Genomic DNA, 15,021 nt, shown 5'->3' on the forward strand with positions numbered 1-15,021 from the left:
GGTCCGTTTCCACGTCCGGCTGTTGTCGGGCCGTACGAGAAAGGAGTTCCCATGCTGCAAGCCCAGGTCCATATCACCCTGCCGGTTTGGGTCCACGACCTCGTGGACCTGTCGGCCACCTACCCCGGCGACGAGGCCAAGGTCGCGCTGGCCATCGCACTGTCGCGGCACAACGTGGAGCACGCCAGCGGCGGCCCGTTCGGAGCGGTGCTGTTCGATGCCAACGACCGCGTGATCGCCGCCGGCGTGAACCGCGTGGTGCCCCAGGCCACCTCGCTGGCCCACGCCGAGAACATGGCCTACATGTTGGCCCAGCAGAAGCTGCAGAGCCCGCGGATCAACGACGTGCTGGACGGGCCGGTCACCCTGGCCACGTCCTCGCAGCCATGCTGCCAGTGCTACGGTGCCACCGTCTGGGCGGGCATCGACCGCCTGCTGATTGGCGCCCGCGCCGAGGACGTGATGGAACTGACCGAATTCGACGAAGGCCCGCTGCCGGCCGACTGGGTCGGCGAGCTGGGCAAGCGCGGCATCGAGGTGGTGCGTGACGTGCTGCGCGACGACGCGCGCGCGGTGCTGCGCCAGTACGGGGAAGCCGGTGGCGACCGTTATTGATCTCGCCACCCCGGTCCGTCGCGCGGTGCGCGCATGAGCGGCCTGCTGTGCCTGTGCCGCCAGGGCTTCGAGCCGGAACTGGCCGGTGAACTGACCGCCCGCGCCGGTACGGCCGGCTTCTACGGCTATGCCCGCACCCAGCGCAACGACGGCTACGTCGTCTTCGCCTGCGACCAGGCCGAGGCACTGGACCGTGCCCTGCCCTGGCGCGGGCTGATCTTCGCCCGGCAGAAGCTGCGGATACTGGCCGAGCTGCCTCAGCTCGATCACGCCGACCGGATCACCCCGATCATTGCCGCGCTGGATGGCCAGGCCCGCTTCGGCGACGTCTGGGTCGAGCATCCCGACTCGGACGCGGGCAAGCCGCTGGCCGGGCTGGCCCGCAGCTTCGGCAATGCACTGCGCCCGGCGCTGCGCAAGGCCGGCCTGCTCACCGACAAGCCCAACGAGCGCTATCCGCGGCTGCACGTGGTGTTCATTGCCGGCACCCACGCCTTCGTGGCGGTGGCCGATACCCGCGACAGCGCGCCGTGGGCGCTGGGCATCCCGCGCCTGAAGCTGCTGCCCGAGGCGCCCTCGCGCTCGGCGCTGAAGCTGGACGAGGCGCTGCTGACCCTGATGACGCCGGAAGAGCGGCAGGCCCTGGTCATGCCGGGCATGCGCGCGGCCGACCTGGGCGCTGCGCCCGGCGGCTGGACCTGGGTACTGACCCGCCAGCACCTGCACGTCACCAGCGTCGACAATGGCCCGCTACGCCAGCACGTGCTGGACACCGGCCTGGTCGAACACCTGCGCGCCGACGGCTTCCACTGGAAGCCCGAGCAGCCGCTGGACTGGATGGTCTGCGACATGGTCGAGCAACCGCGCCGGGTCGCCGAGCGCATGGCCACCTGGATCCGCGAAGGCTGGTGCCGCCACACCATCTTCAACCTCAAGCTGCCGATGAAGAAGCGCTGGGACGAGACCGCGCTGTGCCTGGACCTGTTCGCCGAACAGGCCGGCAAACCGCTGGATATCCGCGCCAAGCAGCTCTACCACGACCGCGAGGAAATCACGGTCCTGGCCACGCCGCGCCAGCGCTGAGCCCTGCCTCCCCGGCCCACCGCGGCCGGGGCTTCCCCAACGCGTTCACCTTGCCGCGCGGGGCTTCGCAGCCAATGCGACACTGCGGTCGCACGCTGTCCGTCCATCAGGGAGGCAAGATGCAGACCATCCAACTCAAGGACCCCGCCAGCTTTGGCGAGGAGTTCCTGCGACTGACCCTGCTCCAGGGGTTCCAGTCACTGACCAAACGCGACCTGGAGCTTTTGATCTTCGTGCTGCTCGAGCGCGACGGGGCGATTTCCCGCAGCGATTCCAACGCCACCGTGGCCCTGCAGTTGCGGGTGACCCCGGCCAAGGTGAAGGGCCTGCGCCGCGACGGCTACGCGCGCTGGCGGGCACTGGTGCCAGAGGAAGGCGAGGCGGCGTTGCAGCGCATCGTTGCCAGCGTGCTGACCGAGGCCAACCTTGGCGCCGGGGCAAAGCACGTCAGCGAGCGCAGTCGCAAGGAAGGCTTCCTGGCCATCCGCATCGAACACCCGGACGATGCCCAGCAGTTCGAACAGGCCATCCTCGAGGTCGGCGCGATCCCGGTTTACGAGCGCAACCGCGACGTGGTGGCGGTGCGCTTTGACACCCTGGTCAACATCGCCGAGCGCTGGGGTTACCTGCAGCCGGATCCGGAAAGGACCCTCCAGGCGCTGAAGAAGCTGGCGCCCACTGCCGAGGAAGTGGCCGACCTGCTGAAGAAGGACGTCACCCATCTGCGTTGGGACGAGGTCCGGCGTGCCCTCAACAGCCTCGGCGCGAAGGCGGTGGCGTCGACCGCCGAGGGTGGGCTCAAGGGTCTATTGAAGCTGGTGTTCCCGTTCATTCCCGGCTGACGCAGTTGAACCGCCAGCAACGTTCGCGCCCCCTGCACGGAGGTTTGAACACCGCCTAACCCACCGCGCCCGAGGATGGCCACGCGGCATCCCGCCGCGCCATCGGGCATTTGCCATGAGTCTTTCGCTCTCGACGCTGGTGATGCTGACCACCAGCCTCCCTGCCCTGGCCCAGGAAACCGGTCGGGTCGTGATGGTCGACCGGATCGAGCCGGTCATCGTCACCTCCTCGACGCCGGATTCGGTCCGCGGCCATTACCATATCGACTTCCCCAGCCTCGACCGCGACCAGGACCGCTACATCAGCCGTGAGGAGGCCCGCGCCAATCCCACCCTGGACCGCGAATTCGATGCGCTAGATACCCAACGCAGCGGCCGCCTGGACCGCGAGCAGCTCAAGGGTTGGTTGCACGAGTAAGCCGCGCGGCGGGGCTGGCAGTACGACCACAGACCCGAGGTGCCCCGTGACCCATGCCATCCGCCCCGCCCTGCTGCTGATCGCCGGCCTGCTGCCCTTGGCGGCAGTGGCCCAGTCCAAGGCCCCGCGCGATTCCGCGCTCACTGCGCCGTTGACCGAAGTGCCGGTCAATGTCCGCGCCCAGCCGCTGGCCACCGGCGAGGTCACCCACCAGGCCCGCGTCCGCGTGCCCGAGGGCGAGGCGCCGGTGACCGTGCGCAGCATCCAGCCTGACAGCGTGGTCGGCAATTACCGCATCGACTTCGGGCAGATGGACGTCGATGGCGACGGTTTCATCAGCCGCGAGGAAGCACAGGCCAACCCGGCCCTCGCCGACGAATTCAACGCGCTCGATACCGCGCGCCGCGGCAAGCTCGCACGCGAGCAACTGGCCGGCTGGCTGCGGGACTGAGGCAGGGGCCCGCGGTCACAGGCCGGAGGCGCGCTTCCAGAACATCGACAGCAGCGGTGGCATCCGGCCGACCGTGCCCAGCGCCGGGCCGCGGGCCAGGGTCAGGTGCATCTCGTCGGTGGAGAACAGCCTGTTGATCGCCTCGAAGCCGTACGCCGCCACGGTGTTCTCGCTGCGGCGGCTGCGCGCCCAGCGCTGCAGGCGATGGGGCGAGGCCCAATCCTGCCGGCGCTTGCCGGCATCGTGCACCATTTGGCGCAGTGCGGCGACATCGCGCAGCCCCAGGTTCACGCCCTGCCCGGCCAGAGGATGCACCACGTGGGCGGCATCGCCGAGCACCAGCACGCGGCCGGCGACGTACTCGCGGGCCAGTTGCCGGCGCAGCGGGAAGGCCGCGCGCGCCGAGGCCAGCCGCATCGCCCCCAGCCGGCCGGCGAAGGCATTGGTCAGCTCCCGCGCGAATGCCTCCTCGTCCAGCGCCAGCACCCGTTCGGCCTCGGCGTCGGGCAGGGTCCAGACAATCGAGCTGCGATGGCGCTCGACCGGCAGCACCGCCAGCGGCCCGGTTGCCAGGAAGCGCTGCCAGGCCGTGCTCTCGTTGGGTAGTTCGCTGTCGACATAGGCGACCACGCCGCGCTGGCCGTAGTCATGGCGGCAAACCTCCATCCCGGCCAGCTGGCGCAGGGTGGACTCGGCGCCGTCGGCGGCGATGGCGATGCCGGCTTCAAGCCTGCGCCCATCATCCAGCCGCAGCCGCACGCCGTCGGCATCCTGTTCCAGCGCCTCGACCCGTGCCGGGCAATGCACCTCCACGCCGGCTGCCGGCAGTGCCGCCCACAGGCGATCGACCAGCAGGTTGTTCTCCACGATCCAGCCCAGTTGCGGGCGGCCCAGCGCATCGGCATCGAACGCCAGCTCCCCGCCACCGGCGGCGTCCCATACCCGCATGCGCCGGTAGGGCAGGGCGCGGCTGCCACGCACCGCGCTCCACGCACCCAGCGAATCGAGCAGGGCCGCGTTGTCGGCGGCAAAGGCGTACACGCGCAGGTCCGGCTGCTGCACCGACCACAGGGCCGGCGCCCGGCCTTCGACCAGGGCCACCTGCAGACCGGCATCGGCCAGGGCCAGCGCACACGTGGTGCCGACCACGCCGCCACCCACCACCACCGCATCCAGTCGCTTGCGACGATTCATCCGTTGGCCTCCCGGCACAGTTCCGGTACGTCGCCGCGGAAGCCCATCGCCCCGCCAACCAGCCACGACTGCAGCGGTGCGGCCTGCGCGGCGGCCATCAGGCCGGCGCTGCGCAGCGGCCGCAGCAGCGGCGCGGGATTGCCGGTGAGGTTGGCCAGGCCGCTGGAGAAGGCCACGGTCCGATGGCGATCCTCCTCGCGGCGGGCAACGTAGTTCCGCAGCAGATCATCAGCCCCCGGATCGGCACTTTCGCCCGCCAGTTCGGCCAGGGTCAGCGCATCGCGCAGGCCCAGGTTGAAGCCCTGGGCCCCCAGCGGATGGATGGTCTGCGCGGCATTGCCCAGCAGCACCGTGCGCTGCCCGACCAGCAACTGCGCCAGCACCTGCACGATCGGATAGGCGCTGCGCGGCCCGCTTTCCAGCACGCGGCCGGCGCGCCAGCCGATGGCCTGCTGCAGTCGGCCCAGCCAGCCGGCGTCATCCAGCGCGAGCACGGCATCGGCCTCATCGCGCGGCACGCCATGGACCACGCCGTAATGGCGGTCGCCGCGTGGCAGCAGCGCGGTCGGGCCGCTGTCGGTGAAACGCTCGTAGGCGGTGCCGTCCGGCGCCTGCGAGGTGCGCAGCCGCGCCACCAGCAGGGTCTGCTGGAAATCGTGGCGGTCCACCGCGATGCCCAGCGCTTCGCGCACCATGCTGGCGGTGCCGTCGGCGCCGACCACCAGCTTCGCCTGCAGGCTGCGCGTGCCGTCGGCATCGGCCACCACCACGGCGCGGCGGCCGTCGGCCACCCCGCCCAGCCGCACGAAACGGGCCGGCCGGTAGCGGGTCAGGCGCTGCAGCGCCGACAGGCTGGCTTCCAATGCCTCGCCGAAATCGCGCGCCACCACCACCTGGCCGAAGGCCGCGCGGCCGTAGTCGGCCGCGTCCAGCTTCACCCGGCCGAAATCACCGGCACGGCTGACATGGATGCGGAGGATCGGTCCGGTCGGCGCACGCAGCCTTGCCATCACCCCCAGCGCCTGCAGGGCGTTGACGGTGGCGGCGGCAAAACTGAGGTTGCGCTGGTCGAACACCGGCGGCAGGCCCCCGGCCGGGGTCGCTTCCACCAAGGCCACGTCCACGCCCATCCGGTCCAGCGCGATCGCCAGGCTGGCACCGACCAGGCCGCCGCCCACGATCACCACGTCATGAAATTCGCTCATCCGCGCATGATAACGGCCCGGCCGCGACGGCAGGCCTCACCGCGGTGCGCTGGGTTATGCTTGCGCATCCTTTTTTCCTGCAGCCCTTCGACATGAACCGGCCCGCCTCCGACTCTTCTTCCTTCCTCGCCTCCGGCCCACTGGTGCTCGCCGGCCTGATCGTGCTGGCCGCGCTGAGCCGGATGCTGCCGCACCCGCCGAACTTCTCGCCGGTCGAGGCCGTGGCCCTGTTCGGTGGCGCCTACTTCGCCTCGCGCCGCTGGGCGATGCTGGTGCCGCTGCTGGCGATGCTGGCCTCCGACGTGGTACTGGGCCTGGTCAAGGGCGCCACCTACGTGCAGTACCTGACCAGCAGCGCCTACCTGCCGAGCCTCGTGGCGGTCTACGCCTGCGTCGCACTCGGCACCGTGCTGGGCTTTGGCCTGCGCGGCCGCGTCACTGGCGCCCGCGTGCTGGGCTACTCGCTGGCCGGCTCGGTGCTGTTCTTCATCGTCAGCAACCTCGCCACCTGGCTGACCGCCTTTACCGTGCCTGGCTACCCGGCCTGCACCGCCGGCCTGGCCGCGTGCTATGTCGCCGCCGTGCCGTTCTTCAAGTGGACCGTGCTGGGCACGCTGTTCTACTCGGCGCTGCTGTTCGGCGGCTTCGCCCTGCTGCGCCAGCGCCTGCCGGCCCTGCGCGCGCAGACCGTCTGATCCGCTGCATGGGCAACCGGCTTTCGCGGATCTATACCCGCACCGGCGATGACGGCAGCACCGGGCTCGGTGATGGCAGCCGTACCGGCAAGGACGCGGCCCGGGTGGCCGCCTTTGGCACCGTCGACGAGGCCAACTCGGCCATCGGCCTGGTGCTGGCGGCGAAACTGCCCGATGACGTCCGCGTGCTGCTGACCACCCTGCAGCACCAGTTGTTCGACCTGGGCGGGGAGCTGTGCATCCCCGGCCACGCGGCGATCCAGGACCGCGACATCGAGGCACTGGAAGCCTGCCTGGATCATTACAACGAATCGCTGCCGGTGCTGAAGGAATTCATCCTGCCCGGCGGCGGCGAATCGGCGGCGCGCTGCCACCTGGCCCGCACGATCGTGCGCCGCGCCGAGCGCGAGGCCGTGGCGCTGTCGCGGATCGAGGAGGTACGCCCGCAGGCGCTGCGCTACCTCAACCGTCTCTCGGACCTGCTGTTCGTACTGGCCCGCGTCCTGTCCCGGTTCGAGGGCCAGGGCGAGGTGCTGTGGGACCACCAGCGCCGCCACGCCTGAGCGGCTGCGGTTACAGTTCACGGCATGCTGGTATTCACCCATCCCGCCTGCCTGCAGCACGATCCCGGTCCGGACCATCCCGAATCGCCCGAGCGCCTTGCCGTCGTGCTCGAGGCGCTGCGCGCGGCATTCCCCGGCCAGCTGCAATGGCGCGAGGCGCCGGCGGCCAAGTTCGGCGAACTGGCCCGGGTGCATGACCGCGAACTGATCGACTCGCTGCTGCAGCCGCAGCAGCAGCCGCTGCGCAACATCGACATGGACACCCGCATGTCGCCGGGCTCGGCCACCGCGGCCGTGCATGCGGCCGGCGCCGGCGTGGCCGCGGTCGATGCGGTGATGCTCGGCGATGACCCGCGCGCCTTCTGCGCGGTGCGACCGCCCGGCCACCACGCCACTGCCAGCACCGCAATGGGGTTCTGCCTTTTCAACAACATCGCCATCGCCGCGGCCTACGCCCGCGACCGCCACGGACTGGAGCGCGTGGCGGTGGTGGATTTCGACGTGCACCACGGCAACGGCACCCAGGCCATCTTCGTGCAGGACCCGGCGGTGGGTTACTTCAGCACCCACCAGTCGGGGCTGTTCCCGCACTCGGGAAACATGCGCGAACGCGGGGTCGGCAACATCCGCAACGTGCTGCTGCCCCCCGGCAGCGGCGGTTTCCGTTTCCGCAACGTCTGGGCCGAGGAAATGCTGCCGGCCATCGATGCCTTCGAGCCGCAACTGCTGCTGATCTCCGCCGGCTTCGATGCGCACATGCGTGACCCGCAGGCCGACCTGATGCTGGAAACCGAGGACTTTGCCTGGCTCAGCGCCGAGCTGGCGGCCATTGCCCGCCACCGCTGCGGTGGCCGGCTGGTGTCCATGCTCGAGGGCGGCTATGACCTGCAGGCGCTGCGCGAGTGCGCCGTGGCCCACGTCGGCGCCCTGCTCTGAGCAGCGCAAACAGCGGATGAACCCCGGCCCCGCCACCGGCCGGACCTTCATTGCCCCTATGCAGGTGATACGGCAAGCTACCCGCCGTTTAACCTGAATCCGACCCCGCGTGCGCCCAGTCCTCCGATTGCTGCCCCTGCCCCTGGCCATTGCGGTCTGCCTCCCGGCCATGGCCGACGACAAGCCGGTCAACTGGGGGCTCTGCCCGGCAACCGAGACGTTGCCTGCATTCGACGATGCTCCCGCCGCCGACCCGGTGGCCGCCGGCAGTCGCGACCAGCTGCCGACCGACATCGAGGGCGACGAGCTTTCCGGCACCAACACCACGCCGCAATACCAGGGCAACGTCGCACTCAAACGCGGTGACCAGTTCCTTGGCACGGACAACCTGCGTTTCGATACCGAGACCGGCAACTACATCGCCGAGGGCAACGTCCGTTACTCCGACTCCTCGATCCGCCTCGTCGCCGAGCGCGCCGAAGGCAACCAGGAAGCAGACACGCACAAGATCAGCAACATCCGTTACCAACTGGTGTCGCGTCGCGGCAACGGCGGCGCGGATTCGATCGACCTGCAGGGTTCAATCGGGCAGATGCACAATTCCACCTACACCACCTGTGACCCGTCGCAGCCGGTGTGGAAGCTGGACGCGCCGCACATCGAGGTGGACAACGACGAAGGCTTCGGCACCGCGCGCAACGCGGTGCTGCGCATCGGCAAGGTGCCGGTGCTGTGGGCCCCGTACTTCAAGTTCCCGATCGATGACCGCCGTCAGACCGGCCTGCTCTATCCCAAGCTCAGCGTCTCCGGGCGCAACGGCCTGGACTACGCGCAGCCGATCTACTTCAACCTGGCGCCGAACTACGACGACACCCTGACCCCGCGCTACATGAGCAAGCGCGGACTGATGCTCGACAACGAGTTCCGCTACCTCTACGGCAATGGCCGCGGGCAGCTGGATACGACCTACCTGCCCAACGACAAGCTGCGCGATCGCGACCGAAGCCAGGTCGAATACAGCGGGTACCACAATGTCGATGAGAACTGGCAAGCCCGCGCCAACATCGGCTGGGTCAGCGACGAGCGCTACTTCGAGGACTTCTCCAACCGGTTGCTCGGCGTAACCAATTCCACGCTGCAGAGCACCGCCGGCATTTACGGCACCGGCAGGAACTGGACGGCGGGGCTGATGGCCGATTACTGGCAGCTGGCCGACTACACCCTCACCGAGGCCGCGCTGCCGTACAACAGGCAGCCGCGCCTGTTCGCTACCTGGGACCAACCGCTGGGCCGCTGGTTCGAAGCCGGCGTGTATGCCGAGGCGGTCAATTTCGTGCATGACGACATCCATCTGAAGGATGCGGACTACGAACGAACCGGCGTGACCGTGGAGCGCCCGGGTGGCGCACGACTGGACGTCAAGCCGTACCTGTCGATGCCACTTGCCGGCGCAGCGTGGTATGTCACCCCGACGCTGGCCTGGCGCTACACCGCCTACCAGCTGGACAAGGACCTCGCCGCCCAGCTCGGGGGCGAACGCACCCCGACCCGCAGCATGCCGATCACCACGATCGACGCCGGCCTGTTCTTCGACCGCGAGACCAAGCTCGGCGGCGATACCTACCTGCATACGCTGGAACCGCGGATCTACTACCTCAACGCGCCGTACCGGGAGCAGAGCCAGCTCCCCTTGTTTGACACCCGCGCCTTCACCTTCAGCTGGGGCCAGCTGTTCCGCGACACGCGTTATACCGGTGCCGATCGCCAGAACGATGCCAACCAGCTGACCGCCGCACTGACCACGCGGCTGCTGCGCCAGGCCGATGGCCGCGAGAAACTGTCGGCCAGCATCGGGCAGATCACCTACTTCGATGACTCGCGGGTGACGCTCAACAACGCCGAGGCGATCGTCGAGAAGGGCAAGTCGGCCTGGGTGGCCGACGTCAACTGGGCCATCAATGACCGCTGGACCGTCGGCACCACTTACCAGTGGGATCCGACCTACAAGCGCGAGGACCTGGCCAGCATCCGCGCCCGCTACCTGATGCCGCAGGACGGCGTCGTCAATCTGAATTACCGCTACCGGCGCAATACCAGTACCGGCAGCGACCAGCTTGAACAGGTTGACCTGTCCTTCCTGTACCCGATCAACCCGTCGTGGAGCGTGGTTGGCCGTTACTACTACTCGCTGCTGGACAACAAGCCGCTGGAGATCATCGGCGGCGTGCAGTGGGAAAGCTGCTGCCTGGCGGTGCGCGCACTGGCCCGCCGCTACGTGCGCAACCGCGAAGGCGAGCTCAACAACTCCTTCCAGGTCGAGTTCGTGCTCAAGGGTCTGGGCTCGGCCGGCCAGGACACGGACCGGACCCTGCGCCGTGCTATTCTCGGCTACAACCGCGACGACCTGTACCTCGTGCCCCCCAGCAACATCGCGGGCGCCGAGGACGACTACGATCCGAACCTGATTCCATGACCAAGACCCTGCCCGTCCTCCTCGCCAGCCTGCTGGCGTTCTCCAGCGTGTCCATCCCGGTGGCCGCACAGCAAGCGCTGCAACCGCTGGACCGTATCGCCGCGATCGTCGACGAGGACGTGATCCTGCACAGCGAACTGCAGCGCGCGGTCAACAACATCCGCTCCCAGTACGCCGGCCGCGAGCACCAGCTGCCGCCGGCCAACGTGCTCGAGCGCCAGGTGCTGGAGCGCCTGGTACTGGTCAAGCTGCAGGTTGCCCGCGCCCAGGGCAGCGGCATCCGCGTCGCCGATGACGAACTGAACTACGCGATCAACAGCATCGCCCAGCAGAACGGCGCCTCGGTGGACGTGCTGCGCCAGCGCCTGGCCGCCGACGGCATCACCTTCGAGGACTTCCGCCGCTCGGTGCGCGAGGAAATCATCGTCCAGCGCCTGCGCCAGAGCTTTGCGCAGAGCCGGATCAGCGTCAGCGAGGGCGAGGTGGATGCCGCGCTGGCGATGGAAAACAATGCCGGCGCCCAGTACCACCTGGCCCACATCCTGGTCGCCCTGCCCGAGGGTGCCACCGCCGAGCAGATCGCCACCGCCCAGAGCAAGGTCGATGGCATCAAGGCGCTGCTGGACAAGGGCGAGCTCGATTTTGCCGCCGCCGCCGTGCGTTACTCGGACAGCCCCAACGCGCTGGAAGGCGGTGACCTGGGTTGGCGCAGCACCGACGAGATCCCTAACGCCTTTGCCCAGCTGGTGCGCGAGCACCGCGCCGGCGACGTGATCGGCCCGATCCGCGGTCCCAGCGGCTTCCAGTTGCTCAAGATCGTGGAGCTGCGTGACGCCAGCGCGGGCGGCACCCGCACCGTTACCGAATACAACGCCCGCCACATCCTGGTCCGCATCAACGAGAACCAGAATGCCGAGCAGGCCAAGGCCAAGATCGAGACGCTGCGCGCGCGCATCGTCGGCGGTGCCGACTTCCAGGCCGTGGCCAGGGAGTCCTCCGAGGATGCCAACAGCCGTGGCCAGGGCGGTGACCTGGGCTGGTTCCCGGCCGACGCCTTCGGCCCGGGCTTCGGCCAGCAGGTGCAGGCCCTCGACGACAACGGCGTGAGTGCTCCGTTCCGCACCGATGCCGGCTGGCACATCGTCCAGCGCGTGGCTTCGCGCCAGACCGACGTCACCGACGACTCCAAGCGCGCTGCCGTGCGTGACACCATCGGCCGCCGCAAGCTGGAAGAGGAATACAACCGCTTCCTGCAGGAACTGCGTGGCGAGGCGTATGTCAGCTTCCGCAGTGGCGACCGCGCCGAGAACACGGCCGAGCCGCAGTCCTGAGCCATGATCCCGCAGCTCGCTCTGGTTCCGGGCGAGCCCGCCGGGATCGGCCCCGAACTCTGTATCCGTCTGGTCCAGCAGCCCCGGCACGATTGCCGGCTGCTGGCCTTTGCCGACCCTGACACCCTGCAGGCCGCGGCCCACGCGCTGGGCCTGCCGCTGCGGCTGCTCGACGAACACGACACCGCAACCCGCCCGGGCGATCTGCGCCTACGCCCGGTGCGCAATGCCGTCCCCAGCCAGTTCGGCCAGACCCATCCGGCCAATGCCCGCGCGGTAATCGATGCCCTGGTGCAGGGCGCCGGCGCCTGCCTGGCCGGCGAACTGGATGGCATCGTCACCGGCCCGGTGCACAAGGCGGTGATCAACGACGGCGGCATCCCCTACACCGGCACCACCGAACTGCTGGCCCACCAGGCCGGCGTGGACGTGGTGATGATGCTGGCCAACGACACCCTGCGCGTGGCGCTGGCGACCACCCACCTGCCCTTGCGCGCGGTGGCCGACGCGCTGGACGCCGCCTCCCTGGCCCACACCCTGCGGACCGTGCACGCCGCCCTGCGGCGCGACTTCGGCATCGACCAGCCGCGCATCGCGGTGCTGGGGCTGAACCCGCACGCGGGCGAGGATGGCCACCTCGGCATGGAGGAGATCGAGCTGATCATCCCGCTGCTGGAGCGGCTGCGCGGCGAAGGCATGGACCTGGTCGGACCGCTGCCGGCCGATACCGCCTTCCTGCCGGCCAGACTCGCCGGTTTCGACACAGTGCTGGCGATGTACCACGACCAGGGCCTGCCGGTGCTCAAGTACAGCGGCTTCGAGCAGGCGGTGAACATCACCCTGGGCCTGCCCTATCCGCGCGTCGCGGTCGACCACGGCACCGCGCTGGAGCTGGCCGGCAGGGGCTTGGCCGATCCATCCAGCCTGCTGGCGGCCACCTCGCTGTGTGCCCGGCTGGCTGCGCAACGTAAACTGCACCGATGAATTCCCCGCATTCCACCGGCTTCACCGCCCCGCCGAAGAAGCAGCTCGGCCAGCACTTCCTCGCCGACCGCCACTACATCGACCGCATCGTCATGGCGGTCAACCCGAAGGAAGGCGACTTCATGGTCGAGATCGGCCCGGGCCAGGGCGCGATCACCCTGCCGCTGCTGCGCCAGCATCCGCGCCTGACCGTGATCGAGTTCGACCGCGACCTGATCGCGCCGCTGACCGCCGCGGCCGCGCCACTCGGCGAGCTGACCATCGTCCACCGCGACGTGCTGCAGGTCGACTTCACCGAACTGGCTGGCGAGGGCAAGCTGCGCCTGGTCGGCAACCTGCCCTACAACATTTCCTCGCCGATCCTGTTCCACGCGCTGGACCACGCCGCGGCGATCTCGGACATGACCTTCATGCTGCAGAAGGAGGTGGTCGACCGCATGGCCGCCGCGCCGGGCAGCAAGGTCTATGGCCGCCTGAGCGTGATGCTGCAGGCCTGGTGTGAGGTCACTTCGCTGTTCTTGGTGCCGCCGGGCGCGTTCCGGCCGCCGCCGAAGGTCGATTCGGCAGTGGCGCGGCTGGTGCCGCGTGACCCGGCCAAGGTCGGCATCGAGGATCCGCAGCGATTCGCCGCCGTGGTCAAGGCCGCCTTCGGCCAGCGCCGCAAGACCCTGCGCAACGCGCTGGATGGCGTCTGTTGTCCGGCCCAGTTCGAGGCCGCCGGCGTGCGCAGCGATGCACGTGCCGAGCAGCTGGAAGTCCCCGATTTCATCGCGCTGGCCAATGCACCACGCGATTGACGCGGCCTGATCACCTGCTTTTGCTTACACTGTCACGCATGGAAGATTCCGCCCACTACGCGATCGACGTCGAAGTCTCGCCGCGTTTCCTCGACGAGCAGTCCGAGCCCCTGGAAGGGCGTTTCGCGTTCGCCTACACCGTCCGCATCCACAACCGTGGCGGCATCGCCGCGCGGCTGGTTGCACGCCACTGGCAGATCACCGACGGCCTCGGCCGTACCGAGAATGTCGACGGCGAGGGCGTGGTCGGCGAGCAGCCGCGGCTGCAGCCGGGCGAGGATTTCAGCTACACCTCCGGGGTGATGCTGCAGACCGACCACGGCACCATGCAGGGCCACTACGACATGGTGGCCGACGACGGCACCGAGTTCATCGCCCCGGTTGCGCCATTCGCGCTGTCGATCCCGCGGACGCTGCACTGATGGGGGCGCAGGCATGAGCGTCTGGGCCATCGGCGACCTGCAGGGTTGCTACGACGTCACCCAGCGCTTGCTGGAGAAGATCCGCTTCGACCCGGCCGTGGACCGCCTGTGGTTCTGCGGCGACCTGGTCAACCGCGGCGGCCAGTCGCTGGAAACACTGCGCCTGGTGCATTCGCTGCGCGAACAGAGCGTGGTGGTGCTGGGCAACCACGACCTGTCGCTGCTGGCCATCGGTGCGCGCAGCGAGGAGGAACAGCGCAAGGTCAACCCGGACCTGCAGCGCATCGTGCTGGCCGAGGATCGCGACGCACTGCTGACCTGGCTGCGCATGCAGAAGCTGCTGCACGCCGACCGCGAACTGGGCTGGATGATGATCCACGCGGGGCTGGCGCCGAAGTGGACCACCACCCTGGCCGAGAAGCACGCGCGCGAGATCGAGCAGCAGTTGCACGGCAACGGCTACCGCAAGCTGTTCCGCAACATGTATGGCGACAAGCCGAGCTGGTCGCCCGGTCTGACCGGTTACGACCGCTCGCGCGCGATCATCAACCTGTTCACGCGGATGCGTTACTGCACGCCGCGCGGGCGCATCGCGATCGAGGAAAAAGGCACGCCCGGCACCCAGGCGCAGGGCCTGTACCCGTGGTTCGAGGTCCCGGGCCGCGCCGAGCGCGACCTGAAGATCGTTTGCGGCCACTGGTCCTCGCTGGGCCTGACCATCACCCAGGGCGTGCACGCCATCGATACCGGCGCGGTGTGGGGCGGCAAGCTCACCGCACTGCAGCTGGACAGCGAGGACCTGCGCGTCGTGCAGGTACCCGGCCGCGAGGTCTCCGGGCCGCCGCCGATCCCGCGTGCATCGTCGCGCCAGGGCAACGAGCGCGGTGGGCGTTCGCGCCCGCCACGTGGTCAGCGTGGGGAAAACCCGCAGGCCAGCACCGCGCCCTCCGTCATCGAAGCCGAGCCCGATCCGGACTGATCGGGCGCTGAGGCCGACTGCCGGCCGGAGGGT

Annotated in this window: 15 protein-coding genes and 1 pseudogene; 14 read left to right on the forward strand and 2 right to left on the reverse strand. The window is 69.2% G+C overall.

All coding sequences use genetic code 11. The features are described from left to right. Nucleotides 1–51: 51 nt before the first annotated feature. From LG380_RS09135 to LG380_RS09155, 5 genes and pseudogenes are all read left to right on the forward strand, one after another. The gene (locus tag LG380_RS09135) at nt 52–615 is read left to right on the forward strand and encodes a nucleoside deaminase (protein ID WP_225764718.1); all 564 of its coding nucleotides are present in this window, start codon (nt 52–54) and stop codon (nt 613–615) included. Between the two features lie 33 nt (nt 616–648). Continuing rightward, complete coding sequence (gene rlmM, locus LG380_RS09140) at nt 649–1,698, forward strand: 23S rRNA (cytidine(2498)-2'-O)-methyltransferase RlmM (RefSeq protein ID WP_225764719.1); 1,050 nt, start codon at nt 649–651, stop codon at nt 1,696–1,698. Between the two features lie 119 nt (nt 1,699–1,817). Then, entirely contained in the window at nt 1,818–2,540 is a 723-nt protein-coding gene (locus LG380_RS09145; protein WP_225764720.1) for a hypothetical protein, read from the forward strand. Between the two features lie 214 nt (nt 2,541–2,754). Further along, nucleotides 2,755–2,958: pseudogene (locus LG380_RS09150) on the forward strand (EF-hand domain-containing protein); the annotation flags it as partial. A gap of 76 nt (nt 2,959–3,034) precedes the next feature. Beyond that, nucleotides 3,035–3,409: an EF-hand domain-containing protein gene (locus LG380_RS09155; RefSeq protein WP_225766541.1), complete on the forward strand. Its 375-nt coding sequence runs from the start codon at nt 3,035–3,037 to the stop codon at nt 3,407–3,409. A 15-nt stretch (nt 3,410–3,424) separates the two neighbouring features. On the opposite strand, the gene LG380_RS09160 is transcribed toward LG380_RS09155, so the two are convergent. After that, complete coding sequence (locus LG380_RS09160) at nt 3,425–4,603, reverse strand: UbiH/UbiF family hydroxylase (protein WP_225764721.1); 1,179 nt, start codon at nt 4,601–4,603, stop codon at nt 3,425–3,427. Further along, nucleotides 4,600–5,808: a 2-octaprenyl-6-methoxyphenyl hydroxylase gene (gene ubiH, locus LG380_RS09165; RefSeq protein WP_225764722.1), complete on the reverse strand. Its 1,209-nt coding sequence runs from the start codon at nt 5,806–5,808 to the stop codon at nt 4,600–4,602. The genes LG380_RS09160 and ubiH overlap by 4 nt, the downstream gene beginning before the upstream one ends. Nucleotides 5,809–5,900: 92 nt before the next feature. Between ubiH and LG380_RS09170 the strand changes: the two genes are divergently transcribed. The 9 genes from LG380_RS09170 to LG380_RS09210 all read left to right on the forward strand — a co-directional run bounded on the left by LG380_RS09170 (nt 5,901) and on the right by LG380_RS09210 (nt 14,988). Further along, nucleotides 5,901–6,503: a DUF6580 family putative transport protein gene (locus LG380_RS09170; protein WP_225764723.1), complete on the forward strand. Its 603-nt coding sequence runs from the start codon at nt 5,901–5,903 to the stop codon at nt 6,501–6,503. 8 nt (nt 6,504–6,511) lie between these two features. Continuing rightward, a complete protein-coding gene (locus LG380_RS09175; protein WP_225764724.1) occupies nt 6,512–7,066 on the forward strand; it encodes a cob(I)yrinic acid a,c-diamide adenosyltransferase in 555 nt (184 codons plus the stop codon). 24 nt (nt 7,067–7,090) lie between these two features. Beyond that, a complete protein-coding gene (locus LG380_RS09180) occupies nt 7,091–8,002 on the forward strand; it encodes a histone deacetylase family protein (protein WP_225764725.1) in 912 nt (303 codons plus the stop codon). Between the two features lie 109 nt (nt 8,003–8,111). After that, nucleotides 8,112–10,475 carry an LPS-assembly protein LptD gene (lptD, locus tag LG380_RS09185; protein WP_225764727.1) on the forward strand — a complete coding sequence of 788 codons (2,364 nt, stop codon included), beginning with the start codon at nt 8,112–8,114 and terminating at the stop codon, nt 10,473–10,475. Next, nucleotides 10,472–11,806 carry a peptidylprolyl isomerase gene (locus LG380_RS09190; RefSeq protein WP_225764728.1) on the forward strand — a complete coding sequence of 445 codons (1,335 nt, stop codon included), beginning with the start codon at nt 10,472–10,474 and terminating at the stop codon, nt 11,804–11,806. Before lptD ends, LG380_RS09190 begins: the two co-directional genes overlap by 4 nt. 3 nt (nt 11,807–11,809) lie before the next feature. Then, the gene (pdxA, locus tag LG380_RS09195; protein ID WP_225764730.1) at nt 11,810–12,790 is read left to right on the forward strand and encodes a 4-hydroxythreonine-4-phosphate dehydrogenase PdxA; all 981 of its coding nucleotides are present in this window, start codon (nt 11,810–11,812) and stop codon (nt 12,788–12,790) included. Further along, complete coding sequence (gene rsmA, locus LG380_RS09200; protein WP_225764732.1) at nt 12,787–13,587, forward strand: 16S rRNA (adenine(1518)-N(6)/adenine(1519)-N(6))-dimethyltransferase RsmA; 801 nt, start codon at nt 12,787–12,789, stop codon at nt 13,585–13,587. The genes pdxA and rsmA overlap by 4 nt, the downstream gene beginning before the upstream one ends. Before the next feature lie 38 nt (nt 13,588–13,625). Further along, nucleotides 13,626–14,009 (forward strand): Co2+/Mg2+ efflux protein ApaG, encoded by a 384-nt coding sequence (gene apaG, locus LG380_RS09205; RefSeq protein WP_225764734.1) that lies wholly within the window; start codon nt 13,626–13,628, stop codon nt 14,007–14,009. A 13-nt stretch (nt 14,010–14,022) separates the two neighbouring features. After that, nucleotides 14,023–14,988 carry a symmetrical bis(5'-nucleosyl)-tetraphosphatase gene (locus LG380_RS09210; protein ID WP_225764736.1) on the forward strand — a complete coding sequence of 322 codons (966 nt, stop codon included), beginning with the start codon at nt 14,023–14,025 and terminating at the stop codon, nt 14,986–14,988. Nucleotides 14,989–15,021: the final 33 nt, after the last annotated feature.

Origin of the sequence: Stenotrophomonas sp. Marseille-Q4652 (assembly GCF_916618915.1) — a bacterium.
Taxonomy (GTDB): domain Bacteria; phylum Pseudomonadota; class Gammaproteobacteria; order Xanthomonadales; family Xanthomonadaceae; genus Stenotrophomonas.

What these genes read in the sequence shown, in the direction of transcription:
- LG380_RS09135 (WP_225764718.1), top strand. Translation starts at nt 52, where the DNA reads ATGCTGCAAGCCCAGGTCCATATCACCCTGCCGGTTTGGGTCCACGAC.
- rlmM (WP_225764719.1), top strand. Translation starts at nt 649, where the DNA reads ATGAGCGGCCTGCTGTGCCTGTGCCGCCAGGGCTTCGAGCCGGAACTG.
- LG380_RS09145 (WP_225764720.1), top strand. Translation starts at nt 1,818, where the DNA reads ATGCAGACCATCCAACTCAAGGACCCCGCCAGCTTTGGCGAGGAGTTC.
- LG380_RS09160 (WP_225764721.1), bottom strand. Translation starts at nt 4,603, where the DNA reads ATGAATCGTCGCAAGCGACTGGATGCGGTGGTGGTGGGTGGCGGCGTG.
- ubiH (WP_225764722.1), bottom strand. Translation starts at nt 5,808, where the DNA reads ATGAGCGAATTTCATGACGTGGTGATCGTGGGCGGCGGCCTGGTCGGT.
- LG380_RS09170 (WP_225764723.1), top strand. Translation starts at nt 5,901, where the DNA reads ATGAACCGGCCCGCCTCCGACTCTTCTTCCTTCCTCGCCTCCGGCCCA.
- LG380_RS09175 (WP_225764724.1), top strand. Translation starts at nt 6,512, where the DNA reads ATGGGCAACCGGCTTTCGCGGATCTATACCCGCACCGGCGATGACGGC.
- LG380_RS09180 (WP_225764725.1), top strand. Translation starts at nt 7,091, where the DNA reads ATGCTGGTATTCACCCATCCCGCCTGCCTGCAGCACGATCCCGGTCCG.
- LG380_RS09190 (WP_225764728.1), top strand. Translation starts at nt 10,472, where the DNA reads ATGACCAAGACCCTGCCCGTCCTCCTCGCCAGCCTGCTGGCGTTCTCC.
- pdxA (WP_225764730.1), top strand. Translation starts at nt 11,810, where the DNA reads ATGATCCCGCAGCTCGCTCTGGTTCCGGGCGAGCCCGCCGGGATCGGC.
- rsmA (WP_225764732.1), top strand. Translation starts at nt 12,787, where the DNA reads ATGAATTCCCCGCATTCCACCGGCTTCACCGCCCCGCCGAAGAAGCAG.
- apaG (WP_225764734.1), top strand. Translation starts at nt 13,626, where the DNA reads ATGGAAGATTCCGCCCACTACGCGATCGACGTCGAAGTCTCGCCGCGT.
- LG380_RS09210 (WP_225764736.1), top strand. Translation starts at nt 14,023, where the DNA reads ATGAGCGTCTGGGCCATCGGCGACCTGCAGGGTTGCTACGACGTCACC.